Source organism: Streptomyces sp. NPDC001100, from assembly GCF_053598575.1.
In genome coordinates this window covers 181,328-203,195 of sequence record NZ_JBSFKO010000001.1, presented here as the reverse complement: position 1 = coordinate 203,195, position 21,868 = coordinate 181,328, and the positions used below count along the sequence as shown (strand labels likewise).

The window sequence follows — 21,868 nt, the reverse complement described above, 5'->3', positions numbered from 1 at the left end:
CTACCGAACGGCACTGACACTCAGACCGACGCGCTGTCCCCCGGTGCCAGCCGCAGGTGCTCCGCGCCGCCGAGCGCGCCGATCTGGTGGTCGTAGATCGGGCGGGCGAGGTCCGTGAGAAGGGCGTCGTGGATGTCGTAGGCGCGTTGCGGCTTGACCTCGCGGACGTAGTCGATGACCTCGGAGATCTTGCTCCAGGGGGCCATGACCGGGAGCATCAGCGTCTCTACGGCGTGGTCGGGGACGGTGAGGGCGTCGCCGGGGTGGAAGACGCGGCCGGCGTCGATGAGGTAGCCGACGTTGGTGATGCGCGGGATGTCGGGGTGGATCACGGCGTGCAATTCGCCGTGCACCTGGACGTCGAAGCCCGCCGCCGTGAAGGTGTCGCCGTGGCCGACGGTGTGCACCCGGCCCGGGAAGGCGGCGGAGAGCTGGTCCGCGACCGACTTCAGGGTCCAGATCTCGGCGCCCGGGTTGGCCTCCAGGCCCGCCCGCAGCCGGTCCTCGTTGAAGTGGTCGAGGTGCTCGTGCGTGACGAGGATCGCGTCCGCGCCGACCGCGGCGTCCTCCTCGGTGAAGGTGCCCGGGTCGATGACGAGCGTCCGGCCGTCCTTCTCCAGACGGATGCAGGCGTGCGACTTCTTGGTGAGCGTGGTGAGCGTCATGGGTCCATCCTGCCGCTGCCCGACGTCGGGCGGGCGCCTGAGACTGGTGCTTTCGGTACCGGGCTGAAGATCACTCCGTGGGGGTCGTCTCCTCGCGGATGACCTGCTGGGCGACCCTGAAGGCGCTGTTCGCCGCGGGCACTCCGCAGTACACCGCCGCCTGCATCAGCACCTCCTTGATCTCGACCGGGGTGAGGCCGTTGCGCAGCGCCGCCCGGGTGTGGAAGGCCAGTTCGTCCAGGTGACCGCCCGCGACCAGCGCGGTGAGGGTGACACAGCTGCGCGAACGCCGGTCGAGGCCCGGGCGGTCCCAGATCTCGCCCCACGCGTACCGCGTGATGAACTCCTGGAAGTCCCCGGAGAACTCGTCCGCCTGCGCCAGCGCCCGGTCCACATGCGCGTCGCCGAGCACCTCCCGGCGGACCTTGATCCCGGCGTCGTAGGGGTCCGGACGGCCCATGACCTGCGGCGGCGCGGGGGGCGGCGGCGCGATCTCGGCGATGGGCGCGGCCTGCTGCGGCGCGGCGAGGACCGGCCTGACCGGGGACGCCACTATGGCCATCTGCCCGGTGGACTGGTCGTAGGCCGGCTGCCAGGCGGTGGAGAAGTGCCGGACCAGGAGATCGGTGACGGCGGCGGGCTGCTCGACCGGGACCATGTGCGAGGCGCCGGGTACGACCGCGAGGCGGGCGTCCGGGATCCCGGCGACCAGGGTGCGGGCCTCGGCGGGCCCTGTGACCTGGTCGTCCGAGCCGACGAGGACGAGGGTCGGCACGCCGATCCGGCCGAGTTCGGACCGTACGTCGAACGCGGCCAGTGCCTCGCACGCGGCGATGTAGCAGCCGGGGTCGGTGGTGCGCACCATCTGTACGGCCCACTCGGTGATCGCGGGCTGCGTGGCGGCGAAACCGCCGGTGAACCAGCGCTCGGGCGACGAACGGGCGATGGGGTCGAGCCCGTTGGTGCGCACGATCACCCCGCGCTGGCGGAACTCGTCCGCCGTGCCGAAGCGGGGCGAGGCGGCGATCAGCGCCAGCGAGGCCACCCGCTCCGGGTGGCGCAGGACCAGTTCGAGACCGACCGCGCCGCCGAGCGCGCAGCCCGCGTAGCCGAAGCGCTGCACGCCGAGCGCGTCGAGGGTGGCGAGCAGCCGGTCGGCCAGGTCGGAGACCGAGTCGGCCGGGTGCGCGGGCGAGCCGCCGTGGCCCGGCAGATCGAACCGGAAGACCCGCCACTGCTTCGCCAGCTCGGGCACCTGGCGATCGAACATGTGCCAGGTGGTCCCGAGCGAGGGGCCCAGGATGAGAACCGGGGCGTCCTCGGGGCCGTCGAAGCGGTACTGGAGGGCGGGGCTGTTGTTCATGTCGCTCACCGCTCCAACGTAACCGCCGTTTCTTACGGCCCGGCTGTGGGGCCCCCGGTCTCCCCACCCGGCTCCCACACTTCGGTGGGGAACCCTCACATCGCCTTCACCGGACGTCGGGCAGGGCGTGGACGGCGGGTGAGCTGCGGCTCGGACGGTGATCGTGGGTGCCGGGAGGAGAGCCGAGGCTCAGAGTTCGCCGGGGGCGCCCAGGCCCGTGAGTGCGCCGACCGGGTCCAGGTCCGGGGTGCCTCTGGGCCACCAGTCGTCGTGGCCCGGCTCCGATTCGTAGGCGTACCACAACCCGTCGCGGCCCAGGCGTAGTTGGACGTGGCCGTGGGGGTGGGTGAGGTGGTTGTGCCAGGGGCGGAAGGCCGGGAGGTCGGCGGCGAGGAGCAGCGGGCGGGCCCGGTCGAAGCGGCCGGCCGGCGGGTCCCAGGGCTCCTCCAGCACCACGAGCCCCTCGATACCGCCCTGCCGCCAGGCGGCGACCGCGCGCGCCAGCTCGCCCGGGCTGCGTCCGGTGGCCCTGGCGAGGGAGGCGTAGAGGGAGCGGGTGGTGGCGGTCAGCCCCGAACCCGGGCGGGCGGCGGCGAGCCGGACCGCGTCCTGCCACAGGGTCAGCTCCCCGACCGGATCCCGGCCGGTGCTGAGCAGCGCGTGCGCGCGGGCGGCGGCGTCGGTCGCCAGCTGGTCGAGGGCGAAGGGATCCGGGCCGCCGGGCGACGCCGGGTACACGGGAGGCTGCTCGGGGTGCGGGGGTGTGGGCAACGGGGGTGGGAGCGGCGGGAGTCGGCGTTCCGGCGCGAGGGCGTCCGTGGCCCGCACGCCGGGGAGCGGGGCCGGTTCCTGCTCCTGCGCGGCGCGGGCGGCCCGGGCCGCGTTGCGGCGCGACAACGCGTCGAGCAGTGGACGTTCGCCCCGGCCGCGCAGCAGGAGCAGCACGAAGGGATCGGCGTCGAGGAGCCGCGCGGTCTGATAGCAGAGGGCGGCGGCGTGCTTGCAGGGGTGCCCGACGTCGGGGCAACTGCAGTGGGGGTCCAGGTCCCCGGGCCCCGGCAGCAGCGGAACTCCGCACTCGGCAAGGGACTTGGGCATCTCCTTGTCCAGCAGTGCGGCGATGTGCCCGGGCCGATCGGCGGCGGCGTCCAGGAACCGGTCCCAGTCGGCGTCGTCCAGCGTCCGCAGCCGCACCTGTACGCGGTACGGGCGCGGACGGCTGCCCTGCACATACGCGAGCACCAGCCCCGGCGTCACGGTGATCGCGTCGACATGGCCCTTCTCGGCGTAACCCCGCCCGCGCACCAGCCTCTTGGCGTCCAGCGCGCCTTCCTCCAACGCGGTGACCCAGGCGTTGCCCCACCAGGTCTCGGCGAATCGCGGGTCCTTCGACGGTTTGGGCGGGAGCGCGGGGAAGGTACGGCGGATGTCGCCGTCGCGGGTGGGGGCGGCCATGGAGGTGGGGAGCGTGGGGGCTGCGGGGGCGCTACTGAGGCCGGGGGGTGCGGCCGTGACTCGGGGGGCGGTGTGGTCCTGCGTCCGTTCGTTCCAACTCGCTTGGTCTTCGGGGGCGTTGTCGGCGGGCGGCACCGTGCTGGGGTCGTCGTCCTCGGGCATCCGGAAGGCACCGGCGAGCATGTCCCGTACGGCGCGCGCCCGGTTGGCCTCGACACCGCCGGGCACTCGGGCGCGTGTTCGCGCGGTGCCGGTCGTGGTGGTGCGGGTGCTGGAGGGGGCGGAGGTCCGGCGGGGCGGTCGGGACGCGGACTCAACTCCCTTGCTCCCTACGTCGGCCCGGGCCTGCTGACTCTCCCGCCGGGCGGTTCGCAGTGCCTCGCGGGCGAGGTCGGCGGGCCGGGGGGACGGCTGGTCGGGGGCGCTGCCTCCGGGGGCGGGAACGGTGGCGGGGGGTGCCGGGTGGTCGCCTTGCTGCTCCACGGCGTCTACGGGGTCGGGAGCCTCCGGTTCGGTATGGGTGCTCTCGGGGGCTGCCGCTTCGGTCGCCTCGCGTCGGACCGGCAGGGCGGCGCGCAGCGCGGCGCGGGCGGCGTCACCGGGGCGTGGGGCGGGTGGCGCGGAATCGGCGGCCGGGGGTGCGGCGACCGTCGCGTCCTCGGCGCCGGTCACCTCAGGAGCGGCGGACGCCAACGCCTCGGGATCGGCCGGCCCAGACGCGCGGGACACGGACGCCTCGGAACCGGCCGACACAGGCGCACGGGACACGGACGCCTCGGAACCAGATGGCACAGGCACGCGGGACACCGGCCTCCCAGCATCGGTCGGCCGGGGCGCGCGGGTCACCGCATCCTCAGAACCGGCCGACGCACGCATGTTGACCACCGGTTCACCAGGGGCCGCCGCATGCCCCGCGGGCTTCTCCGTCTCCCGCTCCCGCCGCTCACGCGCGGCCCGCAGTGCCTGTCGTGCGAGGTCGGCGGGGCGCGCGGCCAGCTGCTCCGGCTCTTCGCTCCCGCGCGGCGCGGGTCGCGTCCGCCCCGACTCGCCTTCGCCCACCGCGAGTTCTACGTCGCGCTCCGCGTCACCCGCACCCTGCGCAACCCCCTCAGCTGCCGTCATGACTCCCTCCGCAGCCGCACCAGGTCCGACAGGTCACGGTCCGTCAGCTCGGTCAGGGACGACTCGCCGGAGCCGAGGATCGCGTCGGCCAACGCCCGCTTGGATGCGAGCATTTCGGCGATGCGGTCCTCGACCGTGCCCTCGGTGATGAGGCGGTGGACCTGGACCGGCTGGGTCTGGCCGATGCGGTACGCGCGGTCCGTGGCCTGTTCCTCGACCGCCGGGTTCCACCAGCGGTCGAAGTGGACGACGTGGCCCGCGCGGGTGAGGTTCAGGCCGGTGCCCGCCGCCTTCAGGGACAGGATCAGGACCGGGGTCGCGCCGGCCTGGAAGCGGTCCACCATGCGCTCCCGCTCCGGTACCGCCGTGCCGCCGTGGAGCAGCTCGACCGGAACCGCGCGGGCGGACAGGTGGGCGGTGATCAGGCGGGCCATGCCGACGTACTGCGTGAAGACGATCGCGGAACCGTCCTCCGACAGCAGGGTGTCCAACAGCTCGTCCAGCAGGGCGAGTTTGCCGGAGCGGGCGGCGAGGCGGTCGCCGCCGGCCTGGGCCGCCGTGTGCTCCTCCTTCAGGTACAGCGCCGGGTGGTCGCAGATCTGTTTCAGGGAGGTGAGGAGCTTGAGGACCAGGCCCCGGCGTGCGATGCCCTCCGTCGTCTCGATCGCCAGCATCGACTCGCGCACCACCGCCTCGTAGAGCGAGGCCTGTTCGCGGGTGAGCGGGACCGGGTGGTCGGTCTCCGTCTTGGGCGGCAGCTCGGGGACGATGCCGGGGTCGGACTTCTTGCGCCGGAGGAGGAAGGGGCGGACCAAGCGGGCCAGGCGGGTCACCGCCTCTTCGTCCTCGCCGTTCTCCACCGCGCGCGCGTGCCGGGCGCGGAACGACTTCAGGGGGCCGAGAAGTCCGGGGGTCGTCCAGTCCAGCAGGGCCCAGAGTTCGGAGAGGTTGTTCTCGACCGGGGTGCCGGTCAGGGCCACGCGCGCGGGGGACGGGATCGTGCGCAGGGCCTTCGCGGTCGCCGAGTACGGGTTCTTGACGTGCTGTGCCTCGTCGGCGACGACCATGCCCCACGGCTGCTGGGCGAGGGTCGCCGCCGCCGAGCGCATCGTGCCGTACGTGGTGAGGACGAAGCCGCCGGTCAGGTCGTCCAGGGTGCGGTCCGCGCCGTGGAAGCGGCGGACGGGGACTCCGGGGGCGAAGCGGGTGATCTCCCGCTGCCAGTTGCCCAGGAGCGAGGCGGGACAGACCACGAGGGTGGGGTCGCGGTGTGCGCGGCGCAGGTGGAGGGCGATGAGGGTGATGGTCTTGCCGAGGCCCATGTCGTCCGCGAGGCAGCCGCCGAGGCCGAGGCTGGTCATGAGGTCGAGCCAGGCCAGGCCCCGGAGTTGGTAGTCCCGGAGGGTGGCCCGGAGGCCGGCCGGAGGTTCGGCGGGCCGGATGCCTGCCGTGAGGCGGTCGCGCAGGGTGGCCAGTGCGCCGACCGGGACGGCTTCCACCTGTTCGCCGTCGACCTCCGCCGTGCCCGTGAGCGCGACGGACAGCGCGTCGACCGGGTCGAGCAGGCCCAGTTCGCGTTTGCGGGCCTTGCGAACGAGGGCCGGGTCGACCAGCACCCACTGGTCCCGCAGCCGTACGACCGGACGGTGGGCCTCGGCCAGGGTGTCCATCTCGGCCTCGGTGAGCGGGTCGCCGCCGAGCGCCAACTGCCAGCGGAACTGGAGGAGTTCCTCGCTCTCGAAGAAACCGGTGCCGTCGGTCGCCGAGCCAGGCGCCGACCGGACCACCGCGGACACCGTCAGGTCCTGTGCCAGGTCCCGGGGCCAGTGGACGGCGACTCCGGCCGCCGCGAGCCGGGTGGCCGCCATGCCGAGCAGATCGCCCAACTCCTCCTCGGAGAGGGCGAGTACGTCGGGCACGTCCTGCTCGGTGAGTCGGTCCAGCGGGGGCCAGACGCGGGCGGCCCGACGTACGGCCAGCGCGGCGTCCACACGCGCGCGGGGGCCGAAGGCGCTGTCCGCCGTGCCCGCCCACAGGGCCGCCGCGTCGACCACGAGGGTGGGGTCGGCGAGGCTGTGCACCTGGACGATGGCCGCGCCCGCGCTGCGTACACGGCCGCCGTCGTCGAACAGGTCGTAGGCCGAGAGGTCCAGGCGGAGCGAGATCCGCACGCCCGCGTCCATGCCGGCGGCGACCTCGGCGGCCCAGTCCCGGGCGTCGCGCAGGCGCTGCGGCGGACGGGCCGCGAAGGGCATCCCGGAGGTGTACGGCGCGGCCGGGGTGCGGGGCAGGGTGTCCGCGACGGCGTCCAGGAAGGACCGCATCAGCGCTTCCGGCTCGGGCAGCCGGAGCGGTCCCGGGCCGGGCAGCGGGACCGAGTGCCCCTCGTACGGGAGGGCCGCCGCGACCGCGCGGACGTGTGCGATGTCCTCCGGATCCAGCGGGCCCGCCCGCCAGGCGTCGTGGCCCGTGGCCGTGAGGCCGGGGAGCAGTCGGCCGCGGGCGGCGAGGCGCAGTGCGTGCAGGGCGGCGGCGCCCCAGCAGGCCGTGGCGGGATGGGCGGCGGGGTTCCGGCGGGCGCGCACGAGCAGGGGCAGCGCCGCTTCGATCGGCAGGGTCAGCGCGGGGGTGGGCCTGCGGCGGACTCCGGCGCCGTGTCGTCGTACGACCGTCAACTCGGTCTGTTCCACGCCCTCTTCTGCTTCGGGGAGGGCGCGCTCTCCGTCGGGGTCCCAGAAGGCGACGCGGCCCTCGCGCGGGACGACGGGGGACGGCAGGAAGACCGCGGCCAGCCGTACGGAGATCTGCTCCATGAGTGCCGTGTCCGTCATACGTCCTGTCACCTCCCGCCCGTCGGTCGCGTCAGCTGTCTTCGACTCTACGGGCGGGGTCTGACAATCGGCCCCGGCGACCGGCCGGGGCCACCCGCTAGGGAACCGTGCGGGAGACGACGTAGACCATGGGGAGGGCCGGATCGGACAGGTTCACCACGACGTCCTGGGTGGGTGCCGGCTCCTTCTGCTTGTTGACCACGCCCCACCAGGGGCCGGGGCGGGTGAACTTCCAGCCGGTGATCTTCTGGTCGCGGTCGCCGATGGTGATGTCGTTCTTCTTCAGCGTGTCCCGGTCGACTCCTATGCCGGCGAGGAAGGTGTCCAGGCCGGCCTCGGAGGTCTGGAACTGGACGTAGAGGCGGCTGGTCTTCCAGTTGTTCGTCTCGTAGAAGGCGATCTCTTCCGCCGGGTGCGGGACCGGTACCTGGTAGAGGCGGCGCTGGACCTTCGAGGGCCAGCCCACGGTGAGGCCGGTCGCCGAGTACTTGGCCTCCTTGTCCTTGCCGCTGTTGCGGCTCTGGTTCGCGGAGATCACCAGATAGACGGCCGGTACGCCGATGAGCAGCACGATGATGAGCAGGGTGAGCGCTCGACGGCGGGCCTTGTGGCGGGGGTCCTCCGGAGGGCGGGGCGGCTCGTCCCTGGGGGTGACCTGGCGGGGCAGCGATGCGATCATGCGGTGTCCTGGGTGTCGCGCCGGGACTCGGCGAACCGCTCGTAGCGCTCGTAGCGCTCGACCCGGCGGCGCTTGGCGCGGCGGAAGCGGCGGGCGACCAGGCGGGCGAGGTCGGCGGCGCCGACCATGCCGGCCTCGGGACCGAGCTGGGCGCGCACTATGCGGGCCTCGGGGCGGTAGCCGCGGCCGGTGAGCTGCCGCTTGAACGCGTCCCGCGCGGGGCCGATGAGCAGGTCGTCGGCGGCCGAGACACCGCCGCCGATGACGAAGCAGGAGGGGTCGAGGGCGGCGGCGAGGTTGGCGATGCCGACGCCGAGCCACTGGCCGATGTCCTGGAGCAGTTCGATGCACATCGCGTCGCCCTCACGGGCCAGCTCGGTGATCATCGGTCCGGTGATCTCACCGATGTTGCCCTTGACGTGCTCGATGATCCCGTAGGCCACCGGGGAGTCCGCCGCGGCCAGCTCGCGGGCCTCCCTGACCAGCGCGTTGCCGGAGCTGTACTGCTCCCAGCAGCCACGGTTGCCGCACGGGCAGCGGTGGCCACCGGGCACGACCTGCATATGGCCGAACTCGCCCGCGACGCCGTACTTGCCGCGCTTGACCTGGCCGTCCTCCAGGATCGCGCCGCCGATGCCGGTACCGAGCGTGATCATGACGAGGTGGTCCTCGCCGCGGCCGGCGCCGAAGCGCCACTCGGCCCAGGCGGCGGTGTTGGCGTCGTTGTCCACCAGGACGGGGACGGAGAGCCTGCTCGTGATGCGGTCCCTGAGGGGCTCGTTCCGCCAGGACAGGTGGGGCGCGAACAGGACGCGGTTGCGCTCGGCGTCGACCCAGCCGGCCGCGCCGATGCCGACCGCGTGGACGTCGTGCCGGTCGGACAGGTCCAGGACCAGTTCGACGATGGTGTCCTCGACGACCTTGGGGCTCTTGGACTTGTCCGGGGTCTCCGTGCGGAGCTTCTCCAGGATGTTGCCGTCGGCGTCCACGACGCCCGCCATGACCTTGGTGCCGCCGATGTCGATGCCGACGGTGGGCACGCGGGGGGCGGTCAGGTGCGACCTGCGCTCGCGCGTGCCGACGGTTCGGAGCGCCGGGGCGCGGCGGGAGCCTATGGGGGCGCTGAAATTGCCGTAGGTGCTCATCAGGCCCGATTCTGCCTCACCGTGACCGTGGGTGCTGTGCGGGGGCGTGCGGGGGGTGCGGATCGTTGTCTTGTGCGGGTGCGTCGTGGCTGGTCGCGCCCCGCGGCGGAGCCGCAAATCGACACAGCCCCGCGCCCGAAAGGGCTCTGTGGCGAGCCCCGATCAAATCCGCGTTGTCCGGACATTACGACGAACATCGCGGGCGAAGCGGTGCACTCAGGGACGTACCAAGAGCTGGAACTCGAACGAATAGCGCGTCGGTCGATACGTGTGGCTACCGAATTCGACCGCGCGGCCCGTGTCGTCGAACGTCGTGCGCTGCATCGTGAGCAGCGGGGCGCCCTCGGTCTCGGCCAGGCGCTCGGCCTCCTCCGCCGTCGCGCCGCGGGCGCCGATGGACTGGCGGGCGCTGTGCAGGGTGATCCCGGCGGTGCGCATCATCCGGTACAGGCCGGTGGCCTCCAGTTGCGCGGTGTCCAGGTTGAGCAGGCCGAGCGGGAGGTGGTTGGAGAGGTACGCCATCGGCTCGCCGTGCGCGAGGCGCAACCGGTCGATGCGGTGTACGTCGCTGCCCTCGGCCACGCCGAGTGCCGCCGCCACCTCGGCGGACGCCGGGACGACGGTGTTGACGAGGACCTTCGTGGCGGGGCGCTGTCCGGCCGCCTCCAGGTCGTCGAAGAGGCTGCTGAGTTCGAGCGGTCGCTTGACCTGGCTGTGCACGACCTGGGTGCCGACACCCCGGCGGCGCACCAGGAGGCCCTTGTCGACGAGGGACTGGATGGCCTGGCGGACCGTGGGCCGGGACAGACCGAGCCGGGCCGCCAGCTCGATCTCGTTGCCCAGCAGACTGCCCGGGGTCAGCGAGCCGTGCTCGATCGCGGCCTCCAGTTGTTGGGACAGCTGGAAGTACAGCGGCACCGGGCTGCTCCGGTCCACGCTGAGTTCGAGCGGCACTGTCGGGTCCACATCTGGTTTCGGCACGGGCCGAGCGTAGCTCTGTGAATGGTTGACGGGAAGTGATGTAGTTCGATTGTCCGGACATACGCATTGACAGCGTGCCTGGTCGGCCCTCAGTTTGTTTCCATGCGCATCGGAGTCATCGGTACGGGCCGCATCGGGACCATCCATGCCAGGACGCTCAGCCGTCATCGTGAGGTCGGTTCGCTGATCCTCACCGACGTGGACCCGGCACGGGCCCAGGAGCTGGCGAACCGGCTGGGGGAAACGGCGGCACCGAGCACGGAGGAGATCTTCAAGTGGGGCGTGGACGCCGTGGTGATCACTACGGCGACATCGGCGCACGCCGAATTAATCGGCAGGGCGGCGCGCTCCGGGCTCCCGGTGTTCTGCGAGAAGCCCATCGCGCTCGATCTGCCGGGTTCGCTGGCGGCGATCGCCGAGGTCGAGACGGCGGGAACGATCCTTCAGATGGGGTTCCAGCGCCGGTTCGACACGGGTTACACGGGTGCCCGGGAGGCGGTGCGCTCGGGGCGGCTGGGACGGCTGCACACGGTCCGGGCGATGACCTCCGACCAGACCCCGCCGCCGGCCGCCTATCTGCCGATATCCGGCGGGCTGTACCGGGACACCCTGATCCACGACTTCGACATGCTGCGCTGGGTGACCGGGCGCGAGGTGGTCGACGTGTTCGCGGCCGGGTCGGACGCCGGGCCCGCGATGTTCCGCGAGGCCGGTGACATCGACACGGCCGCCGCCGTCCTCACGCTGGACGACGGCACCCTGGCCACGGTGACGGCCACCCGGCTGAACGGGGCGGGCTACGACGTCCGGATGGAACTGGCCGGTGAACTGGACCAGATCGTGGTCGGCCTGGACGACCGCACCCCGATCGCGTCCACCGAACCGTCCGGGCCGCCGGCCGCGACCAAGCCGTGGACCGGCTTCCTGGAGCGCTTCGGGCCCGCCTACGAGGCCGAGCTGATCGCCTTCGTCGAGGTCGTGGTCGGTCAGCGCACCAATCCGTGCGACGGACGCGAGGCCCTCCAGGCGCTGCGGATCGCCGAGGCGTGCGAGGTGTCCCGGCGCGAGCGAAGACCGGTCAGGCTCGGTGAGATCGCGGGCGGCTACGCCCTCAGCTGAGCAGTCGTATCGCAGGGGTCGCCGCGTCCGTGGCGGCCCCGAAGTCGCAGTGGGGGCAACGCAGTTCGCGCGGCCGTCCCTGGTTGGTCTGAATGCTGTACGTGGCCGCCTCCTTCGCCTCGGGGCAGTAGGAGCGCAGGTGCAGCCGCACCCAGGGGTGACTGGTGGGGGCCATGGCGGGCCTGCTGTTCCTGGTGTCCTCGAAGGGCGCCCACCAGAAGTCGACCAGGGCCCGCAGGGCCAGCCGCTCGGGACCCGAAGTCGTGTCGTACGCGGCGATCCGGCCGGCCGTGCGGTGGCGCTGGAGACCGCTGCGGCTGCCGGAGCACAGGGCCCGCTCGGCACCGCACTCGAACACCTGCGTGCGGCCGGTCCGCTCGCAGACGAAGTAGTCGACGGTGAACTCCAGCTGTGAACTCCAGTGCAGATGATGCCCGTTGTCCCCGGCGAAGGGCCCGGTCAGCTCGGCGGTGATCTCCGCGGTGCGCAGCATGTACGGCTCCCCTCAGACCGTACGGACCGGCAGCACCGTGCCCTGGGCGACCGCGCACAGCGACTCCGTGCCGTCGTCGGCGACCGCGAGGACGTCGCATCGGACCACGGCCTGGCGGCGGCCGGACTGGACGACCTCGGCCCGGGCGCGCAGGGTGGTGCCGGTGGCCGGGCGGACGTACTGGATGGTGAGGCCGCCGGTGAGGACCGCGGGGCCGAGGACGGTGCCGCCGGCGAAGGTGAGCGCGTTGTCGGCGGCGTAGGAGAGGACTCCGCCGTGTACGAAGCCGTTCTGCTGGTGGAGGTCCTCCCTGATGTCGATCTCCAGGGTGGCGCCCCCGTCCCCGAAGGCACTCAGCCGCGCGCCGATCAGCCTGCTGAAGGGTTGGCTCTCCAACGCCTTCCGGGCCATGGCCAGGTCGAACTCCACGAGTGCGGTCACGAGAGGGGCCTCCTGGGGCTTCCACTACGGCTTTCGTCACACCTTGGACGGCTGCTACGGCCTTCCGGTGCGGCCGTTCTACCAGCGCACCGGCAGGCTGCGCATCCCGCGCATCAGCATGCCCGGGAGCCAGTCGCCGGGCGGGCCCTCCAGGGCGAGGCCGGGGGCACGCTCCAGCAGCGTCCGTATCGCCGTGCGTGCTTCGAGGCGGGCCAGCGGAGCGCCCAGGCAGTAGTGGATGCCGTGGCCGAAGGCGAGGTGGCCTCGGCTGTCGCGGCGGATGTCGAAGCGGTCCGGGGCGGGGAAGCGGCCCGCGTCGCGGTCGGCGGCGGTCAGGCCGATCATGACGGCGTCACCCCTCACGATGCGGGTACCGGCGATGTCCAGGGATTCCGCGGCGAAGCGGAACGTGCCGTTCTCCACCGGGCCCTCGTAGCGCAGCATCTCCTCGATCGCGCCGTCGAGGAGGGTCATGTCGGCGCGCAGGGCGGCGAGTTGGTCCGGGTGTGTGAGCAGGGCGTGGACGCCGCTGGTGAGGAGGTTGACGGTGGTCTCGTGGCCGGCGATGAGCAGGACGAAGGCCATGCCCCGCAGTTCCTGCGGGGAGAGCCGGTCGCCGTCCTCGGCGGTGGTGCGGATCAGGTCGCTGAGGAGGTCGCCGCTCGGGCCCGCGCGGCGCTTGTCCTCGATCAGGTTGCCGAGGTACTCGGCGAGCCGCACGAACGCGTCGTACTCGCTGCCCGAACTGGTGGGTGCGACCGCCTCCGTGGACAGCTTGCGGAACTCCGCGCGGTCCATGTCGGGCACGCCCAGCAGCTCGCAGATCACGGTGATGGGCAGCGGGTAGGAGAGCGCTTCGACGAGGTCCGCGCGGCCGAGCGGCAGCATCGCGTCGAGGAGCTCGTCGGTGATCTGCTGGACGCGAGGGCGCAGTTCCTCGACGCGGCGCATGGTGAAGGAGCGGGTGACGAGCCCGCGCAGGCGGGTGTGCTGCGGCGGGTCGGCGCTCAGCAGGTACTTGCCGATCAGCTCCTCGTCGAGGAACGTCACCCCGATCCTGCTGCCGTCCTTGGCCAGCCGTGGGTCGGCGAGCGCCGCGCGCGCCTCCTCGTACCCCACGATCAGCCAGGTCACATGGCGCTCCTCCGGCTCCGGCAGGCGCACGAGGTGCACCGGGCCGCGCTCGCGCAGCCTGGCGTACACCGGATGCGGGTCCCTTCGGAACTCCTCGCCGAACTCTCCTAAATCGATTGCCCCGGTCATTCCCTGCCCCCTCCGGACGATCCCCCGAGATCTCCCAGTGCAGTGGGAACGCGCGGCGGCAGCGGCTAGTGCCCGCCGTCGCCGTCCTCTTCGAGGAGGCCCGCGTCGTACGCCAACAGGGCGATCTGCACACGGTTGTTGAGGTCGAGCTTGGCCAGGATGCGGGAGACGTGGGTCTTGACGGTGGCGACGCTCATGAAGAGGCCGGCGGCGATCTCGGCGTTGGCGAGGCCCTGTCCGACGGCGACGGCGACCTCGCGTTCGCGGTCTCCCAGGACGGCGAGGCGCGCACGCGCGCGTGCGCGACGGGTGTCGGTACCGGTGCCCGTGCCGGCCGCGTGCTCCATCAGCTGTCGGGTGACCGCGGGCGACAGGACGGGGTCGCCGGCCGCGACCCGGCGTACCGCGTCGAGGATCTCGGCGGGCGGGGTGTCCTTGAGGACGAAGCCGGCGGCTCCCGCGCGCAGGGCCCGCAGCACCTGTTCGTCGGCGTGGAAGGTGGTGAGGACCACGATCTGGGGCGCGTCGCCGCGGGCGCGCAGCCGCTCGGTGGCGGTCAGTCCGTCCACCGAGGGCATGCGGATGTCCATCAGGACGACGTCGGGGTGGACGCGGTCGACGAGTTCCTCGACCTCGCTGCCGTCGGCGGCCTCGCCGACGATCTCGATGTCGGCGGCGCCGCCCAGCATGAGGGACAGTCCGGCCCGTACCAGCGGGTCGTCGTCGACGAGGAGCAGTCTGATCGCAGTCATGGGGGCTACGTAACCACGGCCCCGTGGACCAGAGCCCGTTCACCCCCAGGGCAGCCAGGCCCGGACCCGGAATCCGCCGCCCGTCTCCGGGCCGTGTTCGAGGCGTCCCCCCGCCAGGGTCGCCCGCTCGGTCAGGCCGATCAGGCCCTGGCCCGAGCCGGGGACGTGCGGGACCGCGCCCTCCGGGGGCGGGTTGTGCACGGCGACGACCAGGCCGTCGCCCGGGGTGCCGCTGACGGTCACCGTGACCTCGGTGCCGGGGGCGTGTTTGCGGGCGTTGGTGAGGCCCTCCTGGGCGATGCGGTAGGCGGTGCGGCCCACGGAGGCGGGCACCGCCGCGGGGTCGGTGACCCGGTTGACGAGGGTGACCTTCATGCCGGCCTCGCGGGACTCGGTGACCAGTGCGTCCAGGGCGCCGAGCGTGGGCTGCGGGCGGCCCGTGTCGTCGGGCTCGCCGGCGCGCAGGACGCCGATGATCTCGCGCAGGTCCTGGAGCGCCTCGTGGGCGCTCTCCCGGATGACGCCGGCCGCCCGCGCGACCTCCTCGCGGGGCGCGTCCGGCCGGAACTCCAGCGCGCCGGCGTGCACGCTGAGCAGGGTCAGCCGGTGGGCGAGCACGTCGTGCATCTCGCGGGCGATGGCCTCCCGGGCCAGCCGCTGGGCCTGCTCGGCACGGAGCTCCGCCTCCGTCTCGGCGCGCCGGGCGCGGTCGCGCAGGCTGAGCATGAGCTGCCGCTTGGAGCGGACGAACATGCCCCAGCCGATGACGGTGAGGGTGAACAGTTCGGTGAACGCGACCGCGCCGGCGTACGGCAGGTCGGGGTCGGGGCGCAGCCAGAAGAAGATCGGGGTCAGGGCGAGCTGGATGCCGCCGATCCAGGCCACGTACCGGAAGGGGCGGTGCACGGCGAGGGTGAAGAGGGCGACCAGGCCGGCGCCGCCCGACGTGGTCGAGACGAGGCCGACGGGGATCATGGCGATCGCCAGCCCGACCGGCCAGCGGCGGCGCAGCCACACCGCGAAGCAGGCCAGGACTCCGATCAACTGGTCCACGACGGACAGGGCGTGGGAGGTCGAGGTGTCGTCCCTGAGGCTCTGCGCGGCGATCAGCGCGATGATCACGGCCAGCAGGAAGCAGGAGGTGTCGACGACCCAGTCGCGGGCGGTACGGCGGGGCCGTCCCGGCCGCTCGACGTCGGGGTCGAGTTCGTCTGCCACGGCGGACGGCAGCAGCCAGCGGCGCCCCGCGAACGCCGACGATACCTGCGCGGTCCTGTCATCGGTCACGGTCGACAAATCTACGCAGGGCCGGGCCCGGTCACCCCACCCCGACGGGGATCGTCGACCAAAGTCGCGGGATCACAGACTTTCGGCGGACATGCCTCGCCGCGCGCCCCCCACGGAGGTGTTCCCCGTCCGTGCGCAGACCGCGTGGAGCGGGCGTGCGCCAGGTTAACTTCCCGAAAACTCATCGGACTTGACGGGAAAATCTCTGCGGTTGTCATTGACATGCCACTATCTACGCGCGTCATCATGAGGCCATGAGATTCCCCCCACGAATCACCGGCATCGGCGCGGCAGCCGCCGTCCTGTCCACTCTCCTCATCGGTGGAACCGTCGCCACCGCGACCCCGGCGGCCGCCGCGGTCGGCAGCATCTGCTACAGCGACCTGCCTTCCCAGGCGTACGACACACTCGACCTGATCGCGACGAACGGGCCCTTCCCGTACTCGCAGGACGGCGTCGTCTTCCGCAACCAGGAAGGCGTCCTCCCCAGCCAGGCCTCCGGCTACTACCACGAGTACACGGTCAAGACTCCTGGCTCGTCCACGCGCGGAGCGCGCCGGATCGTCACCGGGGAGAGGACCCAGGAGGACTACTACACCTCGGACCACTACGTCACGTTCAACCTGATCGACTTCGACTGCTGAGCCGATCCGTCAGGTCCGTTACGTAGTCACCCGGACGCCCGGATCCCACCGGCTGCACCATCGCTCACCCCTCGCCCCGCGGCTCCCCCCACGTTCATGGGCTGCGGGGCGAGGCACGTCCGGCCGCAGTCCGAAGCCGGGCTCCGTCCGGCGTCGACGCGAATGCTCCGCCGGGCCCACGCCCCGCCCCAGGGCGTCGACGACTGCGCCCGCCAGACGGACGGCACGATCGGGCTCGGCTGCGGGGCCCGCTCGTACACGTCGGTGCTGCACTGCTCCGCCGACTGGGCCGCGCTCGACTCCCGCTTCCCGTCCGGCCCGTGCCCGCGGCGCGGCGCCGGACTCCCCCGCCGTACCGGCGAGGCCGTGGTCTCGGTCGACGGCGTCGGCGCGGTTCGCCGCTGCCACCTCGTCCGCGACGGGGTGGGGAACCCGTACGACGGCTCCTACCGGGCGACGTTGCGCCCGCGCGCGGGTCCGTCGGCCGTCTGGGGCTGAATGTCGAGATCGTGTCCTCAGTGATGCCGTCCCTTCTCAGGCGTGTCTCAGGAGTGTCATCGGCTGAGGGATCGCCCCAGGGGCCCCGTGATGGAGGGAGAACGACCGCGGGGCACCCGCGGATCGGCAATCACGGGGAGAACGAGACACATGATGTTCAAGCGATTCGGGACCATCGCCGCGACCGCGATCACCGGCACCCTGCTCCTGACCGCCTGCAACGGCGTGGACGGTGCGGCCGACGCCACCGTGTCCCATCCGGCGGCGGGGGCGACGCAGGCGGCGGGGGCCATCGGCCGCTACACCCATAACGCGCCGGGAGCGCGGTACTTCACCACGATCCTCACCGGTGACAACGAGGTGCCCGTCAAGGGCAAGCCGGCGGTGGGCGACAAGGACGGCAGCGCGGTGGCCCTCATGCGCATCCAGGGCCACGAGGTGTCCTTCGCGTTCGCGTGGACGGGGATCGGCACCCCGACCATGGCCCACCTCCACCAGGGTGCGCGGGGCACCAACGGCGACGTGAAGATCCCGTTCTTCATGGAGAAGCTCAAGGGCGGCACGCCGTTCGTGTTCGGCACCGTGAAGGTCAAGGACGCCGGCCTGCTGCGCAGCATCGAGGCGCATCCCGACCGGTTCTACTTCAACCTGCACACCGCCGAGTTCCCCGGCGGCGCGGTCCGCGGACAGGCCGTCGCACTGCCGGGCGCCGTCTCGCTGCCCGACGCCGTCCGGCACTCTTCGCTGGCCGGCGTCGTCAAGGGGGCCCAGATCTACGCCTGCACCAAGCAGGACGACGGCTCCTACGCCTTCACCCAGGACAACGTCGACGCCACCCTCCAGGGCGGCATCCAGCACAGCTTCGCCAAGCACGGCCCCGCCGGCCCGCCGCAGTGGATCGCTCCCGACGGCTCCTCGGTGACCGGCACCGTCCTCAACAAGTTCGACAACGGCAAGGGCAACATCCCCCAACTCCTGCTCCGCGCACAGCAGACCGGCAAGAGTGAGGGACTCCTGTCCAAGACCACCTCGGTCCTGCGGCTCAACACCGCCGGCGGCGTCGCCCCGGCCGGCACCTGCAACCCGGCCACGCAGCCCACCGTCCGCGTCCCCTACACGGCCGACTACCTGTTCCTCGCCACCAAGTAGCGGCGGCCGAACGGTCGCACCCGAACACGGCCAGGCGATGCGAGCCCCCGCGGACTCGCATCGCCGCGTGTTTGCGACAACGGACGCTTCGCGCCTCGCTAGAGGTCGATCGTCACGGACGCCCCGGGCCTTCAGGGAGATCTTCCTGCGCACCTTTCCGGCGCGGAGTTCCGTCTCCGTTCTCCCGACGCTCCGGACCGTCACCGTGGTCGCCCTGCCGTCCCGCCAGGAGAAGTCGAGGGTGAATCCGCCGCGGGCGCCGATCCCGGTGACGGAACCCTTCGGCGCCCAGGCCTTCGGCAGCGCCGGGAGCAGTTCGAGGACTCCCGGCCCGGAGTACAGGAGCATCTCCAGCGCTGCGGCGGGGCCGCCGAGGTTGGCGTCGATCTGGAAGATCGTGTAGCGGCCCTGGCTGTACATGTCGAACCAGTTCGCCGAGGTCCCGTTGCCGTTGTTCATCGAAGGGCGCAGCACCGTGAGACAGAGCTGGTAGGCGTTTTCGGCGTCCTTGAGCCGGGACCAGCACAGCGACCGCCAGGCGCAGGCCCAGCCGAAGCTGTCCATTCCCCTGGCGGTGAGGAGTGCGCCTACGCCGTCCACCAGTTCACGCGGGCTGGTGTCCACGGAGATCCGGTCGCCGGGGAAGAATCCGATGAGCGGGGACAGATGACGGTGTGTCGTCTCGCCGAGGTTGTCGGGGCTCATCCACTCCTCCAACCAGCCAGCCAGCCGGTCTTCGGGCTGACGCGCGGGAGGTGGAGCCGGGCCCGCATCGCGTCCAGTTCGGCGGCGAGGTCCTCGTCGCGGCGCAGTGTGCGGGCGGCGACGGCGAACTCCCGGAAGAGTTCCCACGCGAGCTCCTGCCCGTAGGTGTTTCCCTTGCCGTCCGGTCCGTGCTCCGGCGACCAGGAGGTGTCGTCCACCAGGACCTCGTGGGACGAGCCGTCCGCGTCGGTCACCTCGGTGGTGATCAGCCGCGCCTTCCAGAACTCGGCGGCCCCCTTCAGCACCGGATAGATCGTCTCCAGGTGGGCGCGGTCCTGGGAGTACTCGTAGTGGCGCCACAGCGTGGCGCAGAGCCAGGCGTTGCCCGAGGGCTGCCAGGCCCTGCCGCTGCCGCCGTAGACGTTGGTGGAGAAGGCGATGGCCCAGCCGGCCACGTTTCCCGTGCTGTTGCGGAAGCGGCAGCCCGAAACCGCCGAAGTCGTCGGCGCGGTAAGGATGTTGGCCGTCGCTGGTGAGGGTGTCGTTGCGCCCGCCCGTCCAGAACGAACCGTCCGTGAGGTACAGGAAGTCCTTCGCCACCAAAAAGGCGATTAGTGATCGTACCGGGACTATTTATCGGATGAATGGCCGATACCGTTGAGTTTTCCGGGAGTCACCGCGCGGCGCCGCGTCCCCACGCCGTCCCCACCAGGACGAGCACCCCGCCCGCCAGCCCGAACGCGCCGAGCCGTTCACCCCCGATCGCGATACCGGCCGCAGCGGCCCAGAGGGGTTCGGTACCGAGCAACAGGCTGACCCTGGACGGGGAGGTCCGGCGTACGGCCCACATCTGGACGAAGAACGCGAAGAGGGTGCAGCACACCGACAGGAACAGCAGTCCGGCCCACTCGCGCGGCCCGAAGTCCGCCGCCGTCGCCCACGGTGTGGAGTCGGCGCCGGCCGACAGCAGCGCGAACACCGCTACGGCGGCGCCGAGTTGGACGGTGGTCAGGGGCAGCGCGTCGGCGCCCCGCACGGACTTCACGCGGGACATGGCCAGCACGTGCAGGGTGCGGGCCAGGGCCGCGAGCAGCATGAGGAGGTCGCCGAGGGAGGGGCGGCTGAAGCCAGCGCCCTGGGTCAGCAGCAGTACGCCGAGCACCGAGAGCGCGGCCGCTCCGAGGAAGGCGCGGGAGGGCCTGGTGCGGGTCACCGCGGCCTCGGCGAGTGGAGTGAAGATCATGGTGAGGCTGATGATGAGGCCCGCGTTCGTCGCCGAGGTGTGGACGACTCCGTAGGTCTCCAGAAGGAAGATCCCGGCGAGGATCAGCCCGAGCAGGGCCGCGCCGCGCCACTGGGCGGCCGTCAGGGCGCGCAGCGAGCGGTGGCCGACGACGGCCAGGACGGGCAGGGCGAGGGCGAAGCGCAGGACCAGGACGGCGAGGACCGTGCGGGCGGTGGTGATGTCCTTGGCGGCGAGATAGCTGGCGCCCCAGACCACGGCGACGAGCAGGACGGGCAGGTCGGTCGACCAGGTGCGGCGGGGCGCGGCGGCGCGCGGTACGGCGATCGAGGACATGGGGGCGGCTCTCCCGGTCTCCGGCGAAGGGGTGGAGACATCGGCGGCTGCCACACGGAACGATCACCGTACCCGCGCGGACCCCGGCCGACTAGGCGTTTTCCGGGTCGACGTACGAGCCGTACGTGGGACGGCCCGCCACGTCGTACGACTGGATGGAGACCCCGGTGCTGGTGATGGTCCCGCCCGTGCGCTTGAAGGCCTTCGGCGTGGTGCCCTCGGGGAACAGGCGCAGGCCGGTGCCGAGCACGACCGGGAAGGTCACCAGGTGGATGGTGTCGAGGAGGTCCAGCTCCAGGAGGGACCGGACGAGGGCGCCGCTGCCGTGCACCTGGACCTCGCCGTCGATGCGCTCCTTGAGGTCGGTGACCTCCTTCGCCAGATCGCCGCCGAGGACGGTGGTGCCGGCCCAGGAGGGGTCGGTGAGGGTGGCCGAGGCGACGTACTTCGGCAGGGCGTTCAGCTTGGACGCGATCGGGTCGGCGGGGTCGGTCATGTTCGGCCAGTACGAGGCGAAGATGTCGTACGTACGGCGGCCGAGGAGATAGGCGCCGGAGCGGTCGAAGACCTCGACCACGAAGCGGCCGAAGTCGTCGTCGCCGTACACGAAGCTCCAGCCGCCGTGCTCGAAGCCGCCCCGGGTGTCCTCTTCGGGGCCGCCGGGGGCCTGGTAGACGCCGTCGAGGGTGACGAAGATGGTGGAGACGAGCTTGCCCATGTCGGGTGCCTGCTTCCTGGTGCGGGGGCCGATGGTGTCATCAGCTCAGACCCCGCCCACCCCCGCAACTCATCGGTCGTCGCTACGACACCTCATCCCGCGTGCGTCGAGAACATGCCGCCGGTCGGGCCCTGCTTGTCACCGCCCTGGGCCTTCTTCAGCGCGTTGGCGAGGCTCTCGATGGTGAGGGACTGGAGGATGACGCGGCCGTTGCCCTCCAGGGTGGCCAGGGAGAGGCCCTCGCCGCCGAACACGGCGTTCATCAGGCCCTGGCGGTTGAGGCCGCCGATGCGCTGGACGCCGTACTGGATGCCCTCCTCGAAGGCGACGAGGCAGCCGGTGTCGACCTCGATGCGGCCGCCGAAGTCGGCCGGGTTCAGGTCGATGAAGTTGCCCGCGCCGGCGATGATCACCGTGCCGCGCCCGGTGAACTTCTCCAGGACGAAGCCCTCGCCGCCGCTCATGCCGGTGCGGCCGCCCTGGAAGGCGATGCCGAACTGGACGCTGGACTCGGCGGCCACGAAGGCGTCCTTCTCCGCGAACCACGCGCGCGTGCCGTCCAGTTCCAGGGCGCGCATCTCTCCGGGGAGCACGCCCGCGAAGCCGACGGTGCCCTCGCCTCCCTGGGAGGTGAAGTACTGGAACGCCAGCGACTCGCCGGCGAGCGCGCGCTGGCCGACCTGCATGGCCGTCCCCATGGCCTGCCGGAGGATGCCGCCCATACCGCCGGAGCCGCCCCCGCCCTGCTGCTGTCCGGCGCCGGGCGGGCCGCTCAGACGGGTCTCCATGGTCACGTTCGTCGTCTTGAAGAGGAACTTCCCGGCCTCGCAGTACACGGTCTGGCCGGGGCTCAGGTTGACGACCGCCATCTGCATGGCGTTGCCGACGATTTCTTGCTGAAGGGTCACGAGAGGAGAACGCGGCGGGGGGTCGTACCGGTTCCTGGTGCGGGAGGGTTGTGGCTCGGGTCCTTCCGGGG

Annotated in this window: 18 protein-coding genes and 2 pseudogenes; 4 read left to right on the top strand and 16 right to left on the bottom strand. The window is 72.0% G+C overall.

Translation table 11 applies throughout. The features are described from left to right. Positions 1 to 20: 20 nt before the first annotated feature. From ACWDEW_RS00960 to ACWDEW_RS00930, 7 genes are all read right to left on the bottom strand, one after another. Positions 21 to 665 carry an MBL fold metallo-hydrolase gene (locus ACWDEW_RS00960; protein WP_450508321.1) on the bottom strand — a complete coding sequence of 215 codons (645 nt, stop codon included), beginning with the start codon at positions 663 to 665 and terminating at the stop codon, positions 21 to 23. Between the two features lie 70 nt (positions 666 to 735). After that, positions 736 to 2,028 carry a bifunctional 3-oxoadipate enol-lactonase/4-carboxymuconolactone decarboxylase PcaDC gene (gene pcaDC, locus ACWDEW_RS00955; protein WP_450508738.1) on the bottom strand — a complete coding sequence of 431 codons (1,293 nt, stop codon included), beginning with the start codon at positions 2,026 to 2,028 and terminating at the stop codon, positions 736 to 738. A gap of 189 nt (positions 2,029 to 2,217) precedes the next feature. After that, a complete protein-coding gene (locus ACWDEW_RS00950; protein WP_450508736.1) occupies positions 2,218 to 4,155 on the bottom strand; it encodes an SWIM zinc finger family protein in 1,938 nt (645 codons plus the stop codon). Positions 4,156 to 4,601: 446 nt separating this feature from the next. Further along, positions 4,602 to 7,436: a DEAD/DEAH box helicase gene (locus tag ACWDEW_RS00945; RefSeq protein ID WP_450508319.1), complete on the bottom strand. Its 2,835-nt coding sequence runs from the start codon at positions 7,434 to 7,436 to the stop codon at positions 4,602 to 4,604. 97 nt (positions 7,437 to 7,533) lie between these two features. Further along, entirely contained in the window at positions 7,534 to 8,115 is a 582-nt protein-coding gene (locus ACWDEW_RS00940; RefSeq protein ID WP_450508317.1) for a sugar kinase, read from the bottom strand. Continuing rightward, complete coding sequence (locus tag ACWDEW_RS00935; RefSeq protein ID WP_399117572.1) at positions 8,112 to 9,260, bottom strand: ROK family glucokinase; 1,149 nt, start codon at positions 9,258 to 9,260, stop codon at positions 8,112 to 8,114. Before ACWDEW_RS00935 ends, ACWDEW_RS00940 begins: the two co-directional genes overlap by 4 nt. Before the next feature lie 216 nt (positions 9,261 to 9,476). Continuing rightward, positions 9,477 to 10,214 carry a GntR family transcriptional regulator gene (locus ACWDEW_RS00930; RefSeq protein ID WP_450508734.1) on the bottom strand — a complete coding sequence of 246 codons (738 nt, stop codon included), beginning with the start codon at positions 10,212 to 10,214 and terminating at the stop codon, positions 9,477 to 9,479. A gap of 129 nt (positions 10,215 to 10,343) precedes the next feature. Here ACWDEW_RS00930 and ACWDEW_RS00925 point away from each other — a divergent pair, with 129 nt between their 5' ends. Further along, the gene (locus ACWDEW_RS00925) at positions 10,344 to 11,360 is read left to right on the top strand and encodes a Gfo/Idh/MocA family protein (RefSeq protein ID WP_450508315.1); all 1,017 of its coding nucleotides are present in this window, start codon (positions 10,344 to 10,346) and stop codon (positions 11,358 to 11,360) included. Here ACWDEW_RS00925 and ACWDEW_RS00920 read toward each other — a convergent pair. The 5 genes from ACWDEW_RS00920 to ACWDEW_RS00900 form a co-directional block, all read right to left on the bottom strand. Then, positions 11,353 to 11,853, bottom strand: coding sequence for a hypothetical protein (locus tag ACWDEW_RS00920; protein WP_450508313.1), 501 nt, complete (start codon positions 11,851 to 11,853; stop codon positions 11,353 to 11,355). The two genes, ACWDEW_RS00925 and ACWDEW_RS00920, sit on opposite strands and share 8 nt — an antisense overlap. A gap of 12 nt (positions 11,854 to 11,865) precedes the next feature. Beyond that, positions 11,866 to 12,264 (bottom strand): PaaI family thioesterase, encoded by a 399-nt coding sequence (locus tag ACWDEW_RS00915; RefSeq protein WP_450508733.1) that lies wholly within the window; start codon positions 12,262 to 12,264, stop codon positions 11,866 to 11,868. A 108-nt stretch (positions 12,265 to 12,372) separates the two neighbouring features. Then, on the bottom strand, positions 12,373 to 13,557 hold the full coding sequence (locus tag ACWDEW_RS00910; protein ID WP_450508311.1) for a cytochrome P450 family protein: 1,185 nt from the start codon (positions 13,555 to 13,557) through the stop codon (positions 12,373 to 12,375). Between the two features lie 65 nt (positions 13,558 to 13,622). Continuing rightward, positions 13,623 to 14,309: a response regulator transcription factor gene (locus ACWDEW_RS00905; protein ID WP_450508309.1), complete on the bottom strand. Its 687-nt coding sequence runs from the start codon at positions 14,307 to 14,309 to the stop codon at positions 13,623 to 13,625. A 39-nt stretch (positions 14,310 to 14,348) separates the two neighbouring features. After that, a complete protein-coding gene (locus ACWDEW_RS00900) occupies positions 14,349 to 15,605 on the bottom strand; it encodes a sensor histidine kinase (RefSeq protein ID WP_450508307.1) in 1,257 nt (418 codons plus the stop codon). Positions 15,606 to 15,850: 245 nt separating this feature from the next. Between ACWDEW_RS00900 and ACWDEW_RS00895 the strand changes: the two genes are divergently transcribed. From ACWDEW_RS00895 to ACWDEW_RS00885, 3 genes and pseudogenes are all read left to right on the top strand, one after another. Next, positions 15,851 to 16,240: a ribonuclease gene (locus ACWDEW_RS00895; RefSeq protein ID WP_450508305.1), complete on the top strand. Its 390-nt coding sequence runs from the start codon at positions 15,851 to 15,853 to the stop codon at positions 16,238 to 16,240. A gap of 153 nt (positions 16,241 to 16,393) precedes the next feature. Continuing rightward, positions 16,394 to 16,531: pseudogene (locus ACWDEW_RS00890) on the top strand (STM4012 family radical SAM protein); the annotation flags it as partial. 357 nt (positions 16,532 to 16,888) lie between these two features. Next, positions 16,889 to 17,887, top strand: coding sequence for a CHRD domain-containing protein (locus ACWDEW_RS00885; protein WP_450508303.1), 999 nt, complete (start codon positions 16,889 to 16,891; stop codon positions 17,885 to 17,887). A 98-nt stretch (positions 17,888 to 17,985) separates the two neighbouring features. Here ACWDEW_RS00885 and ACWDEW_RS00880 read toward each other — a convergent pair. From ACWDEW_RS00880 to ACWDEW_RS00865, 4 genes and pseudogenes are all read right to left on the bottom strand, one after another. Continuing rightward, positions 17,986 to 19,071: pseudogene (locus ACWDEW_RS00880) on the bottom strand (glycosyl hydrolase family 95 catalytic domain-containing protein); the annotation flags it as partial. Between the two features lie 194 nt (positions 19,072 to 19,265). Next, positions 19,266 to 20,171: a DMT family transporter gene (locus tag ACWDEW_RS00875; protein ID WP_450508302.1), complete on the bottom strand. Its 906-nt coding sequence runs from the start codon at positions 20,169 to 20,171 to the stop codon at positions 19,266 to 19,268. A 91-nt stretch (positions 20,172 to 20,262) separates the two neighbouring features. Further along, positions 20,263 to 20,889 (bottom strand): dihydrofolate reductase family protein, encoded by a 627-nt coding sequence (locus tag ACWDEW_RS00870; RefSeq protein WP_450508300.1) that lies wholly within the window; start codon positions 20,887 to 20,889, stop codon positions 20,263 to 20,265. Between the two features lie 92 nt (positions 20,890 to 20,981). Beyond that, the gene (locus ACWDEW_RS00865) at positions 20,982 to 21,797 is read right to left on the bottom strand and encodes an AIM24 family protein (RefSeq protein WP_450508298.1); all 816 of its coding nucleotides are present in this window, start codon (positions 21,795 to 21,797) and stop codon (positions 20,982 to 20,984) included. Positions 21,798 to 21,868 lie beyond the last annotated feature (71 nt).